This is a genomic window from Streptomyces sp. NPDC026522 (assembly GCF_055567555.1).
In genome coordinates this window covers 154,266-171,574 of the sequence record NZ_JBVHQF010000015.1, presented here as the reverse complement: position 1 = coordinate 171,574, position 17,309 = coordinate 154,266, and the positions used below count along the sequence as shown (strand labels likewise).

At 68.0% G+C, this 17,309-nt stretch carries 17 protein-coding genes; 9 read left to right on the top strand and 8 right to left on the bottom strand.

The features are described 5' to 3' along the window. Positions 1 to 191: 191 nt before the first annotated feature. Both ACZ4M3_RS32085 and ku read right to left on the bottom strand, forming a co-directional pair. Positions 192 to 575 carry a hypothetical protein gene (locus tag ACZ4M3_RS32085; protein ID WP_467738616.1) on the bottom strand — a complete coding sequence of 128 codons (384 nt, stop codon included), beginning with the start codon at positions 573 to 575 and terminating at the stop codon, positions 192 to 194. Positions 576 to 651: 76 nt separating this feature from the next. Beyond that, positions 652 to 1,521 carry a non-homologous end joining protein Ku gene (gene ku, locus ACZ4M3_RS32080; RefSeq protein WP_467738629.1) on the bottom strand — a complete coding sequence of 290 codons (870 nt, stop codon included), beginning with the start codon at positions 1,519 to 1,521 and terminating at the stop codon, positions 652 to 654. A 363-nt stretch (positions 1,522 to 1,884) separates the two neighbouring features. Between ku and ACZ4M3_RS32075 the strand changes: the two genes are divergently transcribed. The 5 genes from ACZ4M3_RS32075 (at position 1,885) to ACZ4M3_RS32055 (ending at position 5,207) form a co-directional block, all read left to right on the top strand. Beyond that, positions 1,885 to 2,586 carry a hypothetical protein gene (locus tag ACZ4M3_RS32075; protein WP_467738614.1) on the top strand — a complete coding sequence of 234 codons (702 nt, stop codon included), beginning with the start codon at positions 1,885 to 1,887 and terminating at the stop codon, positions 2,584 to 2,586. Positions 2,587 to 3,230: 644 nt separating this feature from the next. Then, a complete protein-coding gene (locus tag ACZ4M3_RS32070) occupies positions 3,231 to 3,941 on the top strand; it encodes a glycine-rich domain-containing protein (RefSeq protein ID WP_467738612.1) in 711 nt (236 codons plus the stop codon). After that, complete coding sequence (locus tag ACZ4M3_RS32065) at positions 3,938 to 4,750, top strand: class I SAM-dependent methyltransferase (protein WP_467738610.1); 813 nt, start codon at positions 3,938 to 3,940, stop codon at positions 4,748 to 4,750. The genes ACZ4M3_RS32070 and ACZ4M3_RS32065 overlap by 4 nt, the downstream gene beginning before the upstream one ends. Then, positions 4,747 to 5,052, top strand: a complete 306-nt coding sequence (locus ACZ4M3_RS32060) for a hypothetical protein (RefSeq protein ID WP_467738608.1) — start codon at positions 4,747 to 4,749, stop codon at positions 5,050 to 5,052. Before ACZ4M3_RS32065 ends, ACZ4M3_RS32060 begins: the two co-directional genes overlap by 4 nt. Then, positions 5,049 to 5,207, top strand: coding sequence for a hypothetical protein (locus ACZ4M3_RS32055; RefSeq protein ID WP_467738606.1), 159 nt, complete (start codon positions 5,049 to 5,051; stop codon positions 5,205 to 5,207). Before ACZ4M3_RS32060 ends, ACZ4M3_RS32055 begins: the two co-directional genes overlap by 4 nt. A gap of 180 nt (positions 5,208 to 5,387) precedes the next feature. On the opposite strand, the gene ACZ4M3_RS32050 is transcribed toward ACZ4M3_RS32055, so the two are convergent. The 3 genes from ACZ4M3_RS32050 to ACZ4M3_RS32040 are packed head-to-tail and all read right to left on the bottom strand — an operon-like array spanning position 5,388 to position 7,835. Then, positions 5,388 to 5,744: a hypothetical protein gene (locus tag ACZ4M3_RS32050; RefSeq protein ID WP_467738627.1), complete on the bottom strand. Its 357-nt coding sequence runs from the start codon at positions 5,742 to 5,744 to the stop codon at positions 5,388 to 5,390. 8 nt (positions 5,745 to 5,752) lie between these two features. Further along, complete coding sequence (locus ACZ4M3_RS32045) at positions 5,753 to 7,243, bottom strand: S1 RNA-binding domain-containing protein (protein WP_467738604.1); 1,491 nt, start codon at positions 7,241 to 7,243, stop codon at positions 5,753 to 5,755. Beyond that, positions 7,233 to 7,835, bottom strand: a complete 603-nt coding sequence (locus tag ACZ4M3_RS32040; protein WP_467738602.1) for a recombinase family protein — start codon at positions 7,833 to 7,835, stop codon at positions 7,233 to 7,235. The genes ACZ4M3_RS32045 and ACZ4M3_RS32040 overlap by 11 nt, the downstream gene beginning before the upstream one ends. Before the next feature lie 165 nt (positions 7,836 to 8,000). On the opposite strand from ACZ4M3_RS32040, the gene ACZ4M3_RS32035 reads away from it, so the two are divergent. Then, positions 8,001 to 8,597, top strand: a complete 597-nt coding sequence (locus ACZ4M3_RS32035) for an HD domain-containing protein (RefSeq protein ID WP_467738600.1) — start codon at positions 8,001 to 8,003, stop codon at positions 8,595 to 8,597. A 73-nt stretch (positions 8,598 to 8,670) separates the two neighbouring features. Here ACZ4M3_RS32035 and ACZ4M3_RS32030 read toward each other — a convergent pair whose 3' ends face one another. Beyond that, positions 8,671 to 9,942: a transposase gene (locus ACZ4M3_RS32030; protein ID WP_467738598.1), complete on the bottom strand. Its 1,272-nt coding sequence runs from the start codon at positions 9,940 to 9,942 to the stop codon at positions 8,671 to 8,673. Between the two features lie 84 nt (positions 9,943 to 10,026). Between ACZ4M3_RS32030 and ACZ4M3_RS32025 the strand changes: the two genes are divergently transcribed. From ACZ4M3_RS32025 to ACZ4M3_RS32015, 3 genes are read left to right on the top strand one after another with little or no spacing between them, the layout of a single operon-like run. Continuing rightward, the gene (locus ACZ4M3_RS32025; protein ID WP_467738596.1) at positions 10,027 to 11,307 is read left to right on the top strand and encodes a tyrosine-type recombinase/integrase; all 1,281 of its coding nucleotides are present in this window, start codon (positions 10,027 to 10,029) and stop codon (positions 11,305 to 11,307) included. After that, the gene (locus ACZ4M3_RS32020; RefSeq protein ID WP_467738594.1) at positions 11,304 to 13,799 is read left to right on the top strand and encodes a tyrosine-type recombinase/integrase; all 2,496 of its coding nucleotides are present in this window, start codon (positions 11,304 to 11,306) and stop codon (positions 13,797 to 13,799) included. The genes ACZ4M3_RS32025 and ACZ4M3_RS32020 overlap by 4 nt, the downstream gene beginning before the upstream one ends. A gap of 44 nt (positions 13,800 to 13,843) precedes the next feature. Next, positions 13,844 to 14,269: a hypothetical protein gene (locus tag ACZ4M3_RS32015; RefSeq protein WP_467738592.1), complete on the top strand. Its 426-nt coding sequence runs from the start codon at positions 13,844 to 13,846 to the stop codon at positions 14,267 to 14,269. A gap of 1,227 nt (positions 14,270 to 15,496) precedes the next feature. Here ACZ4M3_RS32015 and ACZ4M3_RS32010 read toward each other — a convergent pair. Further along, complete coding sequence (locus ACZ4M3_RS32010; RefSeq protein WP_467738590.1) at positions 15,497 to 16,057, bottom strand: DUF4158 domain-containing protein; 561 nt, start codon at positions 16,055 to 16,057, stop codon at positions 15,497 to 15,499. Between the two features lie 147 nt (positions 16,058 to 16,204). After that, positions 16,205 to 16,570, bottom strand: a complete 366-nt coding sequence (locus tag ACZ4M3_RS32005) for a DUF1330 domain-containing protein (RefSeq protein ID WP_467738589.1) — start codon at positions 16,568 to 16,570, stop codon at positions 16,205 to 16,207. Between the last annotated feature and the right edge of the window lie 739 nt (positions 16,571 to 17,309).

Here is a 17,309-nt window from a genome sequence, read left to right as displayed (position 1 = left end):
AGCCGGCAACCGAGGGGGAAGGTCGATAAGCCACCCCGACAGCCTCCCACCCACACGGCCACCACACCCACCGAACTTACGAAAAGATCAGTAAGAGGTGAGTCCCGGGAGTGGGTCATCCCGGAGCGGGCGCCGCCCGCAGCGCTCCGGAAGCAGGGGGACGGGTTGCCGGGCTGCGGGTAGCTTCGCCATCAGTAGGGCGCGCGATCGCCGATGTCCTTCGCCGATTGGCACGCCATTCGCTCACTGCCCTGGAATCGCACGCAGTACCTGTTCAGGCCCGGCATGGAGTCCCAGCTGTGGCTGAGTGTCTTGCCCACTCGGGTAGCTGTGGCGGTGAATTCGCGGCGGCCGTTGATGTAGAGGTAGACCTCCCGTGAGTTCACGCCCCGCGGGGGGTTCGTCCAGATCGCTGTCGCCGCGTTCCAGCTGTTGAGGCCTTCCAGACGGATGCAGACCTGGGGCCCGGACATGTGGTGTGTACAGGCGCTGGAGTCGGCGGCCGCCGGACCGGCCCCTGCCAGAACGAGGGCTCCCGCGAGCACCAGGGCAGTCAGGTGGGCGTTCTTCTTCATGGCAGGACCAACCGGTGCTGCACCGGCGCGCGGCACGGTTGCGCACCGGAGATCACCCTGACGGGGCGGGTGGAGGTCAGGCGCTGCGAGGCTTGCGGCCGGTGGTCGCCTTCTTCGCCGGCGTGGTCTTCTTGTCGGTGGCCTTGGCCGGCGCGGTCTTCTTCGAGGTCTTCTTCGCGGCGGGCAGATCATGCACCGTGGCGTCCTGGTCCTTGTTGTCGCCGCGGGCGGCTTTGGCGTCGCTCACCGACTGCTCCAGCATCGCCATCAGGTCGACGACCTCGGCAGAACGGGTCGGTTCGGGGGCGGCCACCGGCTCCGGGCGGGTACCGGCGGCCTTGGCCTGGATCAGCGTCTCCAGCGCCTCCTGGTACTCGTCATGGAGCTCACTGACGTCCATCCCGGAGAGGCTGTCCGCGAGGGCGACAGCCGCGTCGATCTCCTCGTCGGTAACCGCCGCGTCCGGCACGTCGACCTGGGAGGCGGAGCGGATCTCGTCCGGCCACCTCATGGCGTGCAGCATGATCACGTCGTCTCGGACGCGGAGAAGGCCCAGCCGCTCCCGGTCGCGCATGGCGAATTTGGCGACGGCGACCTTGCTACTGCGCTGGAGCGCCTGGCGCAACAACTCGTACGGCTTGGCGGCGACACCTTCGGCGGCGAGGTAGTACGAGGCGCCGATCTGGAGAGGGTCGATGGAGTCCGTGGGTACGAAAGCGACGATCTCGATCGCCTTCGCCGTCGGCAGCGGCAGGCTGTCGAGGTCTTCGTCGGAGATCGGGATCAGAGTTCCGGTGGCCGTCTCGTACCCGCGGGTGATCTCGGATTGATCGAGCTCCCGGCCGTCCACTTCGCAGACCTTCCGGTAGCGGACCCGTCCTCCGTCGGCCGTGTGGAACTGCCGGAACGAGATCGCATGCGATTCCGTAGCGGGATAGACCTTGATCGGGATCGTGGTGTTGACTGAACCAGTTGACGAATAACCGCAGGTCAGATGGCATTTCTGCTAGCTTCCGCTCATGCTTGAGACGGGTGATCCCTCTCGGGATCTGATCAACTTCGTGCTGCCACAGACCGGTGCCCTGGTCGAGGTGGCCGACCCAGCCCAGCCGTACGTCCTGCTGGACGCCGCCGGGGACGTAGTGGAGCCGGTCTCGGCGTTCTTCGCCGAGCTCAGGCGTGTTCGCGGCCGCCGTCGACGATCCGCTCCTACGGGATGGATCTGCTGCGTTGGTGGCGGTTCCTGGATGCCCTCGGGGTGGAGTGGCGTCGGGCTACCCGGGCGGAGGCCCGGGACTTTGCGCGGTGGATGGCGATCGCGCTGAAGCCCGTGCGGGTGCACTGGCGTCGACGGACTGCCGACACCACGGTGCGGTCGGTGGCCCGCGCGTCGGCGGGGGTGCCGAATTCGGTGACGGGACGGGCGGGACCCGGGCTGATGTACGCGGCGACGACGCGGGCGCACTGCGAGACCGTGCTGCGGTCCTTCTACGACTTTCACCTGGACGCGGGCACCGGCCCCATCATCAACCCGTTCCCCCTCGGACGAGAGCGCCGTCGACTGCCCGCTGCGGCCGGTCGGCCGGCCCGGTCCTCGCCCGGCGGCCGGTACCGACCGTCGGTGCCGGTGCGGGTGCCGCGTCGGATCCCGGATGCGCGGTTCGACGAGCTGTTTGCGGCACTGCGCCACAACCGCGATCGGGCCCTGCTGGCGTTCTGGGTCTCCAACGGGGCGCGGGCGGAGGAGCTGCTGACTTGTCGGCAACGGGATGCTCTGCCGGGTGAGCAGTTGCTGGGGCGCGTGGCCGGGTCGCGCCCGCTGCCGGAAGGTGGCCGAGCGGTACGAGCAGGACCACGGCAGGAGCACCCCGACGCCGTGACGGCCCGGGCGTGGGCCCGGGCCGCCGACGAGCGCACGAGGGACTGGGCACAGGAGCTCGCCTCGCACGCGGTCCTGGTCCCCGGCCGGGCGCGCAGCTTCGGGACCTGCCCCGTGATGCCGAGGTTGTGAGCCTGGCAGCTGGTCTCCCAGTTCCTTGATTTCGCGGAACAGTTGTTTGACGACTGCCATGCCATGCGCCACGGCTCGCGGAATCCGACATCACGCTTCGCCGGACCAGCACCGGCGCGTCCTGCTCCTTTCTGCTCCGGACGGGCGATATGTCGGCGAAGACATAGAAGCGCCAGCTCCAGGGCCCCGTAGCTTCGAGACCCACCCGAACCAGGAGGTACCGTGACCGCTAAGAATGCGGGCGTCTCGATCGAGGAGCATCCGCTGTTGCATGCCCTGCGGACGCATGGGACGAGGACCCAGGTCTTCTTCGGATACGTGGGGTTCGGCGACACCAACGAACACGTTGAGCTCTACCCGAGCCTCTACGACCTGTCCCGGAGCATCCAAATCCCCAGGGCGGACATCCTCCACACGGAGGACGCTCCCTCACAGGTTCTGCCTTTCGGCGCGACAGTGCTCTGGGTGCGGGCGGACGCGACCCTCGTCCGGCGCCGGGAGGAGAGCGTCGCCAATGTCCACGGCGCCCCCGCACCGTCGGCGGCGGCCGGACGACTGCGCATCGGGAGACGGGCCCCGCTGCGCATGGAAAGCTCGGAGGATTGGGACCCCGAATGCACTGACTGCCACTCGCCATGCGCCACATGCCACAACAGTTGCAGCATCTGCGTGTCGAGCTGCGTACCGCAATGAGCCTCCAGGCCATCGATTGGAGTGCGGCCGTCGACCATGTGGCGCCGTATCTCATCGAGAAGCTCCTCAAGGAACGGATCGTCGACGAGACAGCCGAGGCGGAACTTCTGTTCCGCGAAGTCAAGCGGTACTTCGTGATGGCGCACGAGCACCCCGAGCGATCCTGGCAGATGCACTCGCTGCGGGTCGACGAGGTGTGGCACCAGTTCATCCTGTTCACCACGGAGTACGAGGACTACTGTCGGCGGTTTTTCGGCCGGTACGTCCACCATGTCCCGAGCAACGCGCCCGTCCCGGACATGGCGATGCATCGTCCGAAGGCATCGTTCCGCGAGTTCAGGGCCCAGTACGAGCGCCTGTTCGGCGAGATCCTGCCCGACGTCTGGTACGACGCCCGGACTCTGACTCCGCGCCGTCGGCTCGTGAACGAGCAGGCGGGGCGGCAGCGTGTCCGGGGGGCGGAAAGGGACGAGACCTGCCTGATCGCGCCCAACGGCGAGGTCCTGATCAGTGTCAACCGGCCGGCGGCCGAGGCGTTGGCGTTCATCGCCCGCACCGGCGCCTTCTACGTGCGCGAACTGCCGGGTGGTCTGACGGATGCCGAGAAGGTGGAACTCGCGGCGGCCTTGGTGGAGGACAAGATTCTCCGAGCCAGCGGATGACGCCGCACGGTCCGCAGTCTGGCCGGGCGCAGTCGTACGCGGCGCTCCACCCGGCCCGTGGCCCGAGTTCGCTCGTCCTGGACGCCCTCGAACTGCTGGGGCGGCGGCACGGGCGGGCCCTGGATATCGGTGCGGGACCGCTGAGCGACGCCCGCCACCTGCTGCGGGCGGGCTTCGACGTCGACGCCGTCGACCCTGATGCGGAGACCCTCCGGTGCGCCATGCGGCTCGGTAACTCCCGGCTGACTGTGATCCCCCGCGACATCCGCGAGGCCGGGATCCCAGCGGGCCGGTATGACCTGGTCCTCGCCGTTCACGTACTGCCGTTCCTGCCACGGCGGGACCTGCCGGGCGTGGTGGCGGCGATCCAGGCCGGACTGACCGAAGGTGGCCTGTTCTGCTGCACCTTCTTCGGCGTCAACGACTCCTGGGCCCGATGGGGCCGACCCATGACCTTCCTGACACCGCCCGAGGTGCACGGACTGTGCACCGGCCTGCAGTCCGTGGTCGTCACCGAGCGGGAGTACGAGGGGCACGACGCCCACGGCAGACCGAAGCACTGGCACATCGTGCGGGCGATCCTGCGGCGAGGCGAGGTGGCGCGAACCACGGGCGGCGAATATCTCGTCAGCACACCGATGCGCGGCGGAGGCGACCTCGGAGAGGTTCCGAGTCGACCGGCAGCGGCCGGCAGCGACCCCCTTGAGGGCGCCAGCCCAGTGACCCATCCGGCCGCGCCCCGGTCGGGTGAATGCCGCGCGCCTGAACTTCACCCGGGGCCGTCTCAGGCCATACACGTACGGCCATGACCATTGCTCAGACGTCGTTCCACTCGGCTCTGTCCGGCCAGCTCGTCCACGAGTTCGGCCCCGGCTCCGTCCCCGCCGGCCTGCACGCCGCGACCGCCCTAATGGGGTTCCTGTCGCAGAAGATGCCCTATGAGCAGTTCCGGATCCTGCTGACCTCGGGCCACCGGGAAGTCCGATCCCGGCTGGAGGCGGCAGCCCGCGAGTACGGATACACGGACGTCGTACCCGCGCTCGCTCCGCAGGAGGCCGGAATGCTGGTGTGCTGCACCGCCGGGGCCGTCGCCGACCTCGCCAACGAATGATGATCCACAGCGATCCTCGCTTCCAGGCGTGGAAGGCCGCCGCGCTGGAGGCCGACCGCGAGCGCGGCGTCGTGGTCCCCCTCCGCGAACTGCCCGGCTTCAACGTCGCCTTCCAGGGCCACTACAGCCGGTTCGTCGACTTGGCGAACACCTGATTCGGCCTGTGACCTGCCCTCCTGGGCCCTATTCTCGTATACCTACGGCAAACGGACATGTAGCGCAGGGTGATGCTCGCGGCTGAACCGGGCGCGAGGGCCGGTGTCAGTTTCCGGAGTCGGCTGCATGGATGACGGCCCTGCGCATTCCCGAAGCTGCCACGAAGTGACAAGTAGCTTTCAGTAGTCGATCTGACGTACCGCTGTCAGGGTCTCAGCGTTCTGCCCCTGGTCAACCGGGTGGCGGGCCGTGATCGCACGACGGGCGGCATCCCAGACCGCCTCGAATTCTTGCGCGGTCAGTTGGTCGGGTTCGTGCCCCTCCCACTGTGAGACCGGGAGCCCAGCGGTAACCCCGAACATCCTTTCGTACTCGGCCAGACCCCCTGCCTGCTGGGCACGCTGCCATTCGTCCAGGGACGCAGCCGCGATCGGGGTGAGCTCGGAACCCTGGAGTTCGACCTGTCGGATCACCCAGCCGCCGGCGTCGACTTCAAAGTAGAACCAGATGGCTTCCTCGTCCCAGAAGCACTGCATCCACGTCGTCACCGGTCGGCCTGCCTCTGCGACAGGGCAATGCGGCGCCGTACGAGATCGACATCCATGATCTTCACGGTGAGAGCGTCGCCGACCTTGATGACGTCCTGCGGCGATTGATCCAGCTCGTCGGTGTGCACGAGCCCCTCAAAGCCGTCCTCTCGGTCTTCGATGCGGACGAAGACACCGAACGGTACGATCTTGGTGACAGGACCTGTGACGACCTGGCCGATCCTCTGCGCTACCTGCGGCCATGGGTCTTCCTGCACTGCTCGAAGCGACAGCGGCACTCGCTCCCAGACCATATCGACGTCGAGGACCTCAGCTGTGACCTCCTGGCCGACGCTGACGACGTCGGATGGGTGGTTGATCGGACGCCAGGAGAGTTCCGGAATGTTGATCATCGCGGTGAAGCCGCCGATGTCCACGAAGGTGACGCCGAAGCTGGCGATGGTCGTCACCGTGCCGGTGACGACCTGGCCGCGGCGCAGGGTCTTCAGGAACGCCCAGTCCCGGTCGCTGGGTGTCGGCTCGGTCTGCCAGCGCGCGCGGAGTACCCCGTCGCTGTCGGGCAGCACAGCGGTAAACAGCGGGAGATCTTCGCCGGCGTACATGGATACGACGCCGGCAGCACGCGCGCTGGCAAGCTGGGAGGTCACGTCCTCGAACTGGGTCTCGTCCATGACCGTGCTGGTGATCTGCCCGTCTTCCTTCTCCCAGATGATCTCCACTAGCCCTTCGTCGGGCAGGGCAGCCACGGCCGTGTCGACGTCGGTGAGCAGGTCCGGCCAGACGGCCAACTGTGCACGTGGAGCCAGCTGGGAGCGCACGGTCTCAATGTTGTCGCGGCTCAGGCGGTGCCACCGGGAGGCGTTGAGGGCGAAGGTCTCCTCCAGGAACGTGGCGCGGTGGGCGCCGACAGTCCAGGCAAGGCGGGTCCAGAAGTCGGCGTCGGCCGGGCGCTGCACGTATGCGGGGTCGTCGGGGGCGAAGTCGTACGGCGATGCCTCCAGGCGTTCCGGGAACAGGCCGAGCGCTCGGGTTCGGGTCAGCGCGGCTTCGCAGGGCCGGCTGCTGCCGAGGTAGAGGTACTGGTCCCAGCCGACGTGCACCGTGAACTCTCCCTCGACCTCCAGGCGGCACCAGGCCCCGTTGTCGCGGAGCATCGCTCGGACAAGTTCCAAGCCGACCCCGATCGGCACCAGTGCCCCGTCGTGGAACCCGGCGGGGCCGGCGGGGAAGAGGCCGGCCAGGCCGCAGCCGTCGACCGGTGGCTCCAGGCCGAAGTGGACGAAGCCTCCGAGCTGCGGCTCGCGGATGGCCAGCTGGTCGACGCCGCTGTCCTCGGCGAAGGCGGCGACGGCCTGCAGGTAGGCGGCTTCGACCGGCCCGTGGTCGCAGGTCGTGTCCTCAGTGCCGGCGTAGTGGCCGTGCTGGTCGCGATCGGCGGGGTCGTACTTGGTGACCCGGTAGACGTAAGGCAGCACGTCACTGCCCACCGGAGGTCGACCGCGTGGCTGCGTTCTGGTGGCGTTCAAGAACGCGGTAGACGGTGGCGCGGCTGACGGAGAAGAGCTCGGCGAGGTCTGCGATGGTGTGCTCGCCGGACTGGTGCTGTTGGACCAGGTGCGTCTGCTGGCGGGCGGTGAGCTTGGGCTGCTTCCCCTTGAGCTTGCCCTTGGCCCGCGCCACCGCCATGCCTTCACGGGTGCGCATGCGCAGGAGGTCGACCTCGAACTCGGCGAACGTGGCCAAGATGTTGAAGAACATCTTGCCCATCGGGTCGGCGGGGTCGTAGAGCGTGCCGCCGAGCGAGAGCTTGACGCCGCGGGCGGTGAGCGAGTCGCCGATGTCGCGGGCGTCGGGTACCGAGCGCGCAAGGCGGTCGAGCTTGGGGACGACGAGGGTGTCGCCGGCGCGGACCGCCGCGAGGGCCTGGGCCAGGCCGGGCCGGTCGCGGTTGGTTCCGGTCAGCCCGTGGTCCAGGTAGATCCGGTCCTCCGGGACGTCCAGGCTGATCAGGATCTCGTGCTGGGCCGTGAGGTCCTGCTTGTCCAGACTGCATCTCGCGTAGCCGACGCGTTCACTCATGCCCGGAGCGTACGATAAGCCCCCGCTCAGCGTACAGATCACCGGACACCCTAAATGAGACACCGTCAGTGCAGGTAGCTCTCTCCCGCCAGACGAGATCATCATTGTTCGCTGAGGGTTCCTCTATCGGACACAATCGACGGCCTCGGTCAGTACCCTGACGCGGTGACAACCGACACCGCCTTCCTGAGAGCCGTGAGCGGCACCGTCGACCTTCCCCTGCTCCCGCTGCCAGATCGTGTCGCAGCGCTTCTGTCCACGCTGGGCGGTCCGCCTCGGCTAGCGGCCCACCTACGCGCCGTCCACGACGTCGCGCATCAGCTGGTCGACTGGGTAGAGGAGCGCTATCCCTCCGTGGCGATCGACCGGGAGGCGGCGCTGTTCGGGGCCGCGACGCACGACATAGGCAAGACGGTGCACCTGGCCGAGCTCTCCGGGCCCGGGTCGGCACATGAGGAGACCGGGCGGGCCCTGCTACTCGAACGCGGCGTCAGCCCGGAGCTCGCCCGCTTCGCCACGACCCACGCGTCGTGGACGCGATCGGACGTCGTTCTGGAAGACCTCCTGGTGAGCCTCGCCGACAAGATCTGGAAGAACAAGCGCGTTCCCGACCTGGAGGACCTCGTCGTGACGTGGCTGGCCGAGGCCACCGGCCGGCCGGTGTGGGAGGAGTTCCTCGCGCTCGACGAGGTCCTCTCCCGCATCGGCGACGAGGCCGACGAACGCCTGGCGTTCCAGGCGTCCTTCCCGATCCACACCTGAGGACTTTGCCGCCACCCTGGATGCCGGCCTGGAGCGGAACGAACCGGCCGCCCGAGCCGCCTAGAACCGGGCATCACCTCCCGGTCGGTGCCGCCTCGTCCTGCGGGCGGCGCGGGGCGGGCAAGGTCGCGGCTGGGGCGGTCAGGTCCAGCTGAAGGCGGCTGTTCATGTCCAGCTCGAACCGGCCGTAGGGGTTCACGTGCGTCCAGAACAGCGGGGACAGAGCCCGCCGATCGGCATCGGTGAGCATGTCGGCCCACTTCGGATCGGCGAGGACCTGCTGCATCAGCAGCGTGTTGACGTGCACGAGGGCGGACTGGAGCAGGTGCAGGGCGAGCATCGACACCTCCTGGGATTCCTTGTCCGACCCGGCCAGGTCGCCGTCCTTGCCGTAAAAGAGGTCCTTGTTCGCGCTGTTCCAGTTCTCCACGACCTGCAAGCCCTCGTGGATCTCCTGGCGCAGTTCGACGTCGGCCAGGTAGTCGCAGACGAACGCTGTGCGCACCGCCCGCCCGAGTTCCTCGATCGCCTGGTAGGTCGGGTGCTTCGGCCCGCCGCGGGTGAAGCGCCGCAGGACCTGCTCGGCCTCGGCGGTGCCCAGCCGCAGGGCGGTGGTGTACTTCACGATCTGGTCGTACTGCTGCCGGATCAGTTCCCAGTTGATCGTCTTGGTCGACAGCACCGGCGCCAGCTGCGGCCAGCAGTCGTCCTCGCCCGCGGCCGGCCGGTACAGCTTCGCGGAGCCGATGTTCTTCAGCCGGGGCATCAGCTTGAAGTCGAGCATGTGGGCGAAGGCGAAGCCGACGATGGACGCGCCGTGGGTGTCGGTGTACTGCCGATCGACGTCCATGTCGGTGCAGTGCCGCAGAACACCCTCGATCATCGAGGCGATCTCGGAGGCCGAACAGGACTTGAGCTGGGAGTAGATGCACACCGACTTCCGCTCGACGTGCCAGTAGATCATCACGCCGGGGCCCCGGTACCGCTGGTGCCACTCGGTCATCAGGTTCGAGGACCACGCGCCGAACTTGCGGCTGTCGGACGCGCAGGCGGTGCCGGTTCCCCACCACATCTCGTCCCGGGCGGCGAAGGTGGCGTTGACCAGCTTCACCAGCGCGGCGCGCATGTTGGTCCGGTTGACGAACAGATGCCGCACCCTGCGCAGCGTCGCCTCGGACTCGCCGTGCTTGCCGGTCACCGCGACCCGCTTGATGCCCATGTTGGTGCCCAGGCCGAACAGCACCAGCAGTAGCCGGCGGCGCAGCACGTCCTTGGACAGGTTCTCGCGGGTGGCGACCGAGGTGAACTCGGCGATGAAGTCCGTGTCGAACTCGGCGTACTTCAAGATGTCCAGCAGGTCGATGGCCCGTTGACTGAACTAACTCTGGTGTTTCAGCAGGTCAGAGGCGGTTTCTGCTAGCTTCCCTTCATGGCTGATCCTCTGGGTCCCGGGCGGGATCTGACGAGCTTTGTGCTGCCCGAGCTTGGCCGGTTGGTCGAGACGGGTGAGCCGCAGGAGCCGTACCGGCTGCTCTCTGCAGACGGCTTGCCGGTTGGACCGGTCGCGGCGTTCTTCGCCGAGTTGCAGGCGGCCAGCAGACCAGCGACCACGATCCGGTCGTACGGCATGGATCTGCTCCGGTGGTTCCGGTTCCTGTGGGCGGTTGACGTCGATTGGGACCGGGCGACTCGCGGCGAGGCCCGGGACTTCTCCCGCTGGTTGCAGTTGGCGGACAAGCCGGTCCGCGTCCACTGGCGCTACCAGCGTCAGGGCGGCTCAGTCCCCAGCCCCAGACCGGGTGGGACGAAGCGGGCCGAGCCGGGAACACCGAATCCGGTGACGGGTAAGCCGACGCCGGGCCGGAAGTACGCACCGACGACCCGTACACACAGCGAGACGGTGCTGCGGTCCTTCTACGACTTCCACCTCGAAGAGGGCGCCGGGCCGATCATCAACCCGTTCCCGCTGGATCGCTTCCGCCGCGGCCGGGCCAACGCCCACCACAACCCGATGCAACCGTTCCGGCAGGAGCGGCAGGGCCGCTACCGGCCGCGAGTGCCCAAGAAGCTCCCGCGCCGCATCCCGGACGAGATGTTCAACGCGCTGTTTGCCGCGTTGAAGTACAACCGCGATCGGGCCTTGCTCGCGGCCTGGGTTTCCACCGGCGCCCGAGCCGACGAGCTACTGACGAGCCGCCAGCTCGACGCCGACCCAGGACAGCAGCTGATCACCGTTGTCCGTAAAGGGACGCGGGAGAGCCAGCCGCTGCCGGCCTCGCCGGACACGTTCGTGTGGCTGCGGCTCTACCAGGAGGAAGTCCGGCGCCAGGGCACCCCGCGGGGCCGCCATCTGCCGCTGTGGTGGACCCTACGGCGACCGTTCAGGCCGCTGAACTACCACGCGGCCAGGGCGATGTTCGGCCGGGCCAACGATCTGCTGGGGTCGAACTGGACTCTTCATGACCTGCGGCACACGGCTGCCTACCGGATGGCTCGCGACCCGCAGATGCCGCTGACCGACGTGCAGTGGGTCCTCGGTCACGCGCATTTGTCCACCACGGAGATCTACCTCGCCGCCACCCGGGACGAGGTAATCGAGAGCGTGCTCGCCCACCACGCCCGCCAGTCTCGACAGGCAGTCCTGCCACCGGCGCCGGCTCCCGGCTACGCCCCGGCGAGCCTGGACGTACTGTTCGGACGGCGGCCATGACGACCACGGCCACGACCGCGACCGCGTCCTCGGGACGGCGTTCGGGACACCGGCCATCCGCACCGCTGCACGGTTCCGCACAGAAACTGCTGAGGTCGGCCTTCCCAGCGCGACCCGTTCCCGAGAGCTGGCTGGCCACTGCCGAGGACCGCACCCAGGTCAAGGAGCGCCTGGCGGAGTTCTCGGCCAAGGCGAGCAAGCACACCCGCTACATCCGAGGTAGCGGGGCCCAGAAGATCCTGCGCTGGCTGGAGGAGTTCCCCGGCGACACCTGGCAGCAACGCTGGCGGAACTCCGGCTCCGATGAATTGGGCCGGGCCTGGCTCGACCATCTGATGGAGGCGATCATCGACGGCCGCTACGGGCGGATCGACCGTCCCGAGCTCTCCTCTGGCGCCCTCGCGCTGATCTGCGCCGATGTGATCCGCCCCAGCCTCGACTGGTTGCTGACGCGCCAGTCCCAGAACCTGCGACAGGCGATCACCGACGGCCGTGACCCGGGCGGCTTCGCCGCGCTGGCCACCGTCGCAGCCCCGGAACTGTGGTCGACCAATCTCGGTTTTCACGCCCGCTACCAGATCGCCATGCTCGTCGTGGCGAAGGGCGGCGGGGTCCGTGACATCACCGTGGGCGACTGCCTGGAACTGCGAGAGGCCGAGGCTCGGGTCTACGTGCACGCCGGCTCGGGCCGGTCGCTGTTCTACAGCTGGCTCAGGGAACTCGGTAACTTCCCCACCGAGGCACCCACCACCTTGCGCGACGTCAGCCGGCACTCGGGCCAGGTCACCGTCGCCGAACTCGTGGACCGCTACCAGTTGCGATGCCGCCCAATCCGCGACCTGATCGTCGACTACCTGACCGAACGCCAGCCCTCCCTGGACTACAACTCGCTGGAGAGCCTTTCCCGGACGCTCGCCTCGCACTTCTGGGCGACCCTGGAGAAGCACCATCCCGGCATTGACTCCCTCCGTCTGGCCCCCGAGGTCGCCGCGGCCTGGAAGGAACGCAGCCGCACCAAGACGACGGTCCGCCGGTTGCCCGACGGCAGCTCCGTCGAGGTCACGAGCCCCAGAGCGAATGCGTTCGCCCTGTTCACCGACGTCCGAGCGTTCTACCTGGACCTGGCCCAATGGGCCTTGGAGGAACCCAGCCGCTGGGGCCCATGGGTGGCACCGTGTCCCGTCAAGCAGGCCGAGATTTCGTACAGGAAGCACCTCACCCGGCGCAAAGCGCGCATGGACCAGCGGACCCGAGAGCGGCTCCCCGTCCTTCCTTCCCTGGTCAGGACCGCGTCCGACGAGCTCAAGAAGGCCCAGGCCCGCCTCGCCGCCGTCCGCGCGGCAGCGCCGGGAACCTCGTTCACCGTCCTCGGCGAGACCTACGTCAAGGTCAAGGGGACCCGCTACACCGACCACGCCGCTTCGGCCACCGCCTACGACAAGGATGGCCGCCGGCACTGCTTCGGGCCGGGCGAACAGCGGGCCTTCTGGGCCTGGGCAACCGTGGAGTTCCTCCGCCACACCGGGGTCCGCATCGAGGAGATGCTGGAGACGAGCCATCACAGCATCACCCAGTACAGGCTGCCGACCACGGGCGAGGTCGTCCCTCTCCTGCAGATCGCACCGTCCAAGAACGACGAGGAGCGACTCCTCCTGGTGAGCCCGGAGCTTGCCGACGTGCTCAGTGCGATCGTCTGCCGGGTCCGGGAAACCTCCGGCACGATCCCCCTGGTTCGTTCCTATGACCCCAACGAACGGGCCTGGAACTCACCTCTGCCGCTGCTGTTTCAGTGGCGCTGGGGAGGGCAGAACCGGCCGGTGTCCGTGTCTACGATCCGCAAGGCGCTGGACGAGACCCTGCTGGCCTCCGGCCTGACCGACGCCACCGGGCAGCCCTTGCGCTACTGGCCGCACGACTTCCGCAGGATCTTCGTCACCGACGCCGTCATGAGCGGGCTGCCGCCGCACATCGCTCAGGTGATCTGCGGCCACAAGAACATCACCACCACGATGAACTACAAGGCGGTCTATCCCGCCGAGGCGATCGAGGCTCACCGGGCGTTCATCGCCCGCCGCCGGGCGCTGCGGCCGAGCAAGGAGTACCGCACCCCCACCAGTGAGGAGTGGGACGCCTTCCTGGCCCACTTCGAGAAGCGCAAGCTCTCCGTCGGTACGTGCGCTCGGGCGTTCGGCACGCAGTGCGTCCACGAGCACGCCTGCATCCGGTGCTCGATGCTCAGGCCTGACCCGGCACAGCGAGAGCGACTCGTCGAGATCCGCGACAACCTCATCGCCCGGATCGCCGAGGCAGAACGGGAGGGCTGGCTGGGCGAAGTCGAGGGCCTCCAGGTCAGCCTCGCCGGCGCGCGGGGCAAACTGGACCAGCTCGATGCCGAAGCAGCCCGCCGGTCCTCCGCGGTCAACCTCGGGATGCCGACCTTCGCCGCCATCTCCAACCGCACCACGACCTCGACGGACCTGCAGCATTCCTGAAAATCCATGGCCTCCACAAAGGTGCACTGCCTACGCTCCAGCCCATGCGCACTGTGTTCGTGTTCCCCGCAGGCGAGCGAGCCCAGACCGTCGCCTCACTCGATCGGCACCTGCCCCAACAGCGCGACCCGTGGACTCTGGACGGCAACCTCTACATCGACATCGATGACGAGGAGACCGGCTGCCTCTTCTCCGACTGGGATCCCGAGGACGTGGCCATCCTCGAAGCGGCCGTCGGGCACCACCCCACTTGGGCAGTGCAGATCGACGTCTCCGGGCGTATCGACGGCACCGCAGAGGTCCACCAACTGATCGCGATGCTTCTTGAACATGGAGGCGTGGCGACGGACGACTACACCACCCACCCATGGACCTTGCGGGAAATCCTGTCTGGAGCAGTGATCGACGGTCTGCGGTTCTTCGACTTCCGCGGCTACCACGAACTCAGCCGCGAGCACGAGCGCTCCTGACTCAGCACCTCAAGCGCTAGTTCAGAGAAGGTGCCCCAGCGCCGTTCGATCTCCGCCTTGATCGCCACCAGGGACTCCGGCTCGTCCTGCTTGCCGCGCGGGGACACGCGAATCCACGGCTCGCCGTGCTTCTTCACGATCGCCACCCCGCCCGTGGTGCCCTCGGCCAGGGCGCGGTCGAAGCGGTCCAGCGACGCCCGCAGCCTGCTCTGGAGCACGGTGATGAACTCACCGGCGTCCTGCGGCTGGCCCAGGGCCGCGTAGTGCACGTCGCGGTTGTCCTCGAAGTCGGCGGGCAGGTCGTCCTCCGGGTTGCGCCACCGGTTCGCGCCCACCACCCAGATCTCCCGCCGGCGCAGCGCGTCCCGCAGCGACACGAGCACGCACAGCTCGTACGGGATGCGCTCGACACGCCCCTTGTCTTCGACGACCGCCGCCCGCCATTGCTCCGGGACCACCCCGTCCAGTGGCACCGTCTCCGCTGGGTCGAAGAACGCGCCCTCCTTCAGCGGCTGCTCCAGGTACCGCCCCAGCAGGTCGATTGCGTCCATCACCGGCCGGTAGGCGGTGTTGTTGCACTTCAGCTCCAGCGCCTTCAGCAGCGGCGCGAGCATCCGCCGCCAGTGCGCCGAGTACGACGACCGCAGCACCGTGCGGATACGGGCCTTGTAGCGGGCCTCGTTCGCCGCGGCCTCTGCCGCCAGTGCCTTGAGCGTTTTCTCCCCGCCGACCACCGGGAAGATCACCCGCCGCACCGTGCCGGACGGCTCCGACAGTGCCGCCTCCGCCACCCGCAGCAGCATCGCCTCCTTGCCGCGGACCTTCTTCAGCTCCGCCCCCAGCTCCTTGTCAACCTTCCGCTCCGCCCGCGTGTTGATCTTCAGCACGAGCTGGATGAACAGGTCCACCAGCGAGTCAGTGATCTCCGTCTGCCGCACATGGCACAGCGTGGCCAGCAGCGTGAGGCGCCGCGGCGGCTTCATCCGCTCCAGGTTCGCCGGGTACTCCTTCGACGCCCGCGCCCGCCAGGCGTCCACCAGCTTCTCCGACACGTCCGCGAACAGATCCGCGGGCAACTCCAGCCGCCGCACCCGCTCCAGCTTGTTCACCTCGGCGAGCAGGCTCTCCAGCCCCGGGGCCCCCGGGTCCGTCTTCAGCTCGGCGAAGTGTGATCGCCCGCCACCCACCACGGCGGTGCCGCTGATCGCCCCCTGGTAGCCCTGATCATCACCGTCGTCGCCTGCGATCAGATCCTCCAGGCGCGAGCGGGTCGCGTGGCTGAGCCGGTCCATCGTGCTGCGGCAGAACCGCTTCTCGAAGTCCTTGACCGCCTTGCCGACCAGCCGCCGCACCTGTCCCGGCTGGCGGTTCGATGTGCTCGTTTCGGCACCGGGCAATAACCGCGGCAGCGAGTCGGTCACGGGACAGCTCCACCGGGCACAGCTCGGTCGCCAACCATGCGGCCAGCCGGTCCTGGTCCTCCTCGGTGCTCGCCCGAAACCCGTACACCGCCCGGATCTCGCCCCGGTGCCGCTGGATCGCCTTGCTCTGCCAGCCGTAGTCCGCCCACGCCTCCGCCGGCACCTTCACCTGCTGGGCCACATACTCCACCGCAGCGACCGGGACCTCCTTGGCCGACTCCGGGAACCGGGCCTCCACCTCAAAGAACTTCAGCAGCAGCGCGAACCCAAGCCGGGTCGCCCCGGACTTGTTCCGCACCCGCTTCATATCGTCTTCGAGCAGCGTCCAGACCTCGATCAGGTCCTCCGGCTCCCAGTCCTGCTGCACCCGCGCTCCCCCGCCCGCCCGCGATCACTCATTCAGCTCAACGAGAGGCCCAGCGCGGGGAAACGACCTTCAATAGCGGTCACGCAGGGCTACACGTCCGTTCGCCGTAGCTATACGAGAACAGGGCCGAATAGGCGGCTGCCAGGACTACATGCCCGACTGGCCCGCTCGCTCCGCTTCTGTTCGCAACGTGCGAGCCCGCTCGGCCGGGTCGTAGCTGGGTCCGACGCCCTCGATCAGCAGCAAGTCGCCCTCGATATGGTCGGTACGCAGGCGCAGGATGCCCCGGTAGGCGGGAGAGTCGTACCAGGCACGGGCTTCAGCCAGGCTGGGAAACTCGATCAGCACCATGCTGCCGGGCCACGTCCCCTCCACGACTTCGGCCGGCGGACCGTGGATGACGAAACGGCCCGCGAAGGGGTCGAGGGTCGCCTGGATGCGCTCTAGGTACTCCATGATGTCTGAGTTATTTCGGCGGCTGCGGAGATGAGCGAAGCCATAAGCGGACACCATGGGGCTCCTTCGTTCCGGGGGGATGACCAGAACGTAGCTGAGGGTGCTTGGCCGGTGCGATTACCCCAGGGGTAATTGCCGCCACATCGCAAACATGCACCAAGGCCGCCGCCCGCCCCACAGCCTGCCTCTCACGGAATGTGTTCCAGAACCCGCTACCCATGAACAAAGCCAAGCGTCCTTGATGGGAAGCTCAAAGTCCTCTCAAAGTCGTTCGATCGCAGTCATGCTTCTTACACTTCCCGTCGCGCACGTGCTGAGGCCTTTCCTGGAGACCGCAAAACGAGGTTCTGGCACAGATCCGGGGAAGCCGTCGCCGAGCGTCATTCCAGCGTTCGGTTGCGGGAGTCTCATGAGACCGCCGTGTGTCCTACCGAGGGCGGTGGGTGACCGGTGGGCCAGCCAGTCACCTGCTGCACGGACGGCGGCCGGGGCGGCGCCTCGGAGGAAGCCCCGCGCAGAGTGAACGATGTGGGAGCGGACCATCTGGTAGACGACGGGCGCGTTGTGGGCAACCAGCTCACTGCGGAGGTGGGTGACGCTGGTGCATCCCGCGGCGAAGCGTCGCTCCAGGTAGGGTTTGTAGGGGCCCAGTCTGCTGGGCAGGGGGCGGTTCTCTCGGAAGGTGTGCTGCCAGGTGCGGCGTTCGCGTACCGGAGGACGGTGTAGGCCCCAGCGCAACTGCCGGGCGATCACCCGGCGTGAGTGGCCTTGGGCCAGGAGCTCGTGGACCAGGGCG

Excerpts from the sequence above, each read along its gene's own strand:
- ACZ4M3_RS32055 (WP_467738606.1), top strand. The coding sequence starts at position 5,049 with ATGATGATCCACAGCGATCCTCGCTTCCAGGCGTGGAAGGCCGCCGCG.
- ACZ4M3_RS32060 (WP_467738608.1), top strand. The coding sequence starts at position 4,747 with ATGACCATTGCTCAGACGTCGTTCCACTCGGCTCTGTCCGGCCAGCTC.
- ACZ4M3_RS32050 (WP_467738627.1), bottom strand. The coding sequence starts at position 5,744 with ATGCAGTGCTTCTGGGACGAGGAAGCCATCTGGTTCTACTTTGAAGTC.
- ACZ4M3_RS32065 (WP_467738610.1), top strand. The coding sequence starts at position 3,938 with ATGACGCCGCACGGTCCGCAGTCTGGCCGGGCGCAGTCGTACGCGGCG.
- ACZ4M3_RS32015 (WP_467738592.1), top strand. The coding sequence starts at position 13,844 with ATGCGCACTGTGTTCGTGTTCCCCGCAGGCGAGCGAGCCCAGACCGTC.
- ACZ4M3_RS32085 (WP_467738616.1), bottom strand. The coding sequence starts at position 575 with ATGAAGAAGAACGCCCACCTGACTGCCCTGGTGCTCGCGGGAGCCCTC.
- ACZ4M3_RS32005 (WP_467738589.1), bottom strand. The coding sequence starts at position 16,570 with ATGGTGTCCGCTTATGGCTTCGCTCATCTCCGCAGCCGCCGAAATAAC.
- ACZ4M3_RS32075 (WP_467738614.1), top strand. The coding sequence starts at position 1,885 with ATGGCGATCGCGCTGAAGCCCGTGCGGGTGCACTGGCGTCGACGGACT.
- ACZ4M3_RS32025 (WP_467738596.1), top strand. The coding sequence starts at position 10,027 with ATGGCTGATCCTCTGGGTCCCGGGCGGGATCTGACGAGCTTTGTGCTG.
- ACZ4M3_RS32020 (WP_467738594.1), top strand. The coding sequence starts at position 11,304 with ATGACGACCACGGCCACGACCGCGACCGCGTCCTCGGGACGGCGTTCG.
- ACZ4M3_RS32070 (WP_467738612.1), top strand. The coding sequence starts at position 3,231 with ATGCCACAACAGTTGCAGCATCTGCGTGTCGAGCTGCGTACCGCAATG.
- ACZ4M3_RS32040 (WP_467738602.1), bottom strand. The coding sequence starts at position 7,835 with ATGAGTGAACGCGTCGGCTACGCGAGATGCAGTCTGGACAAGCAGGAC.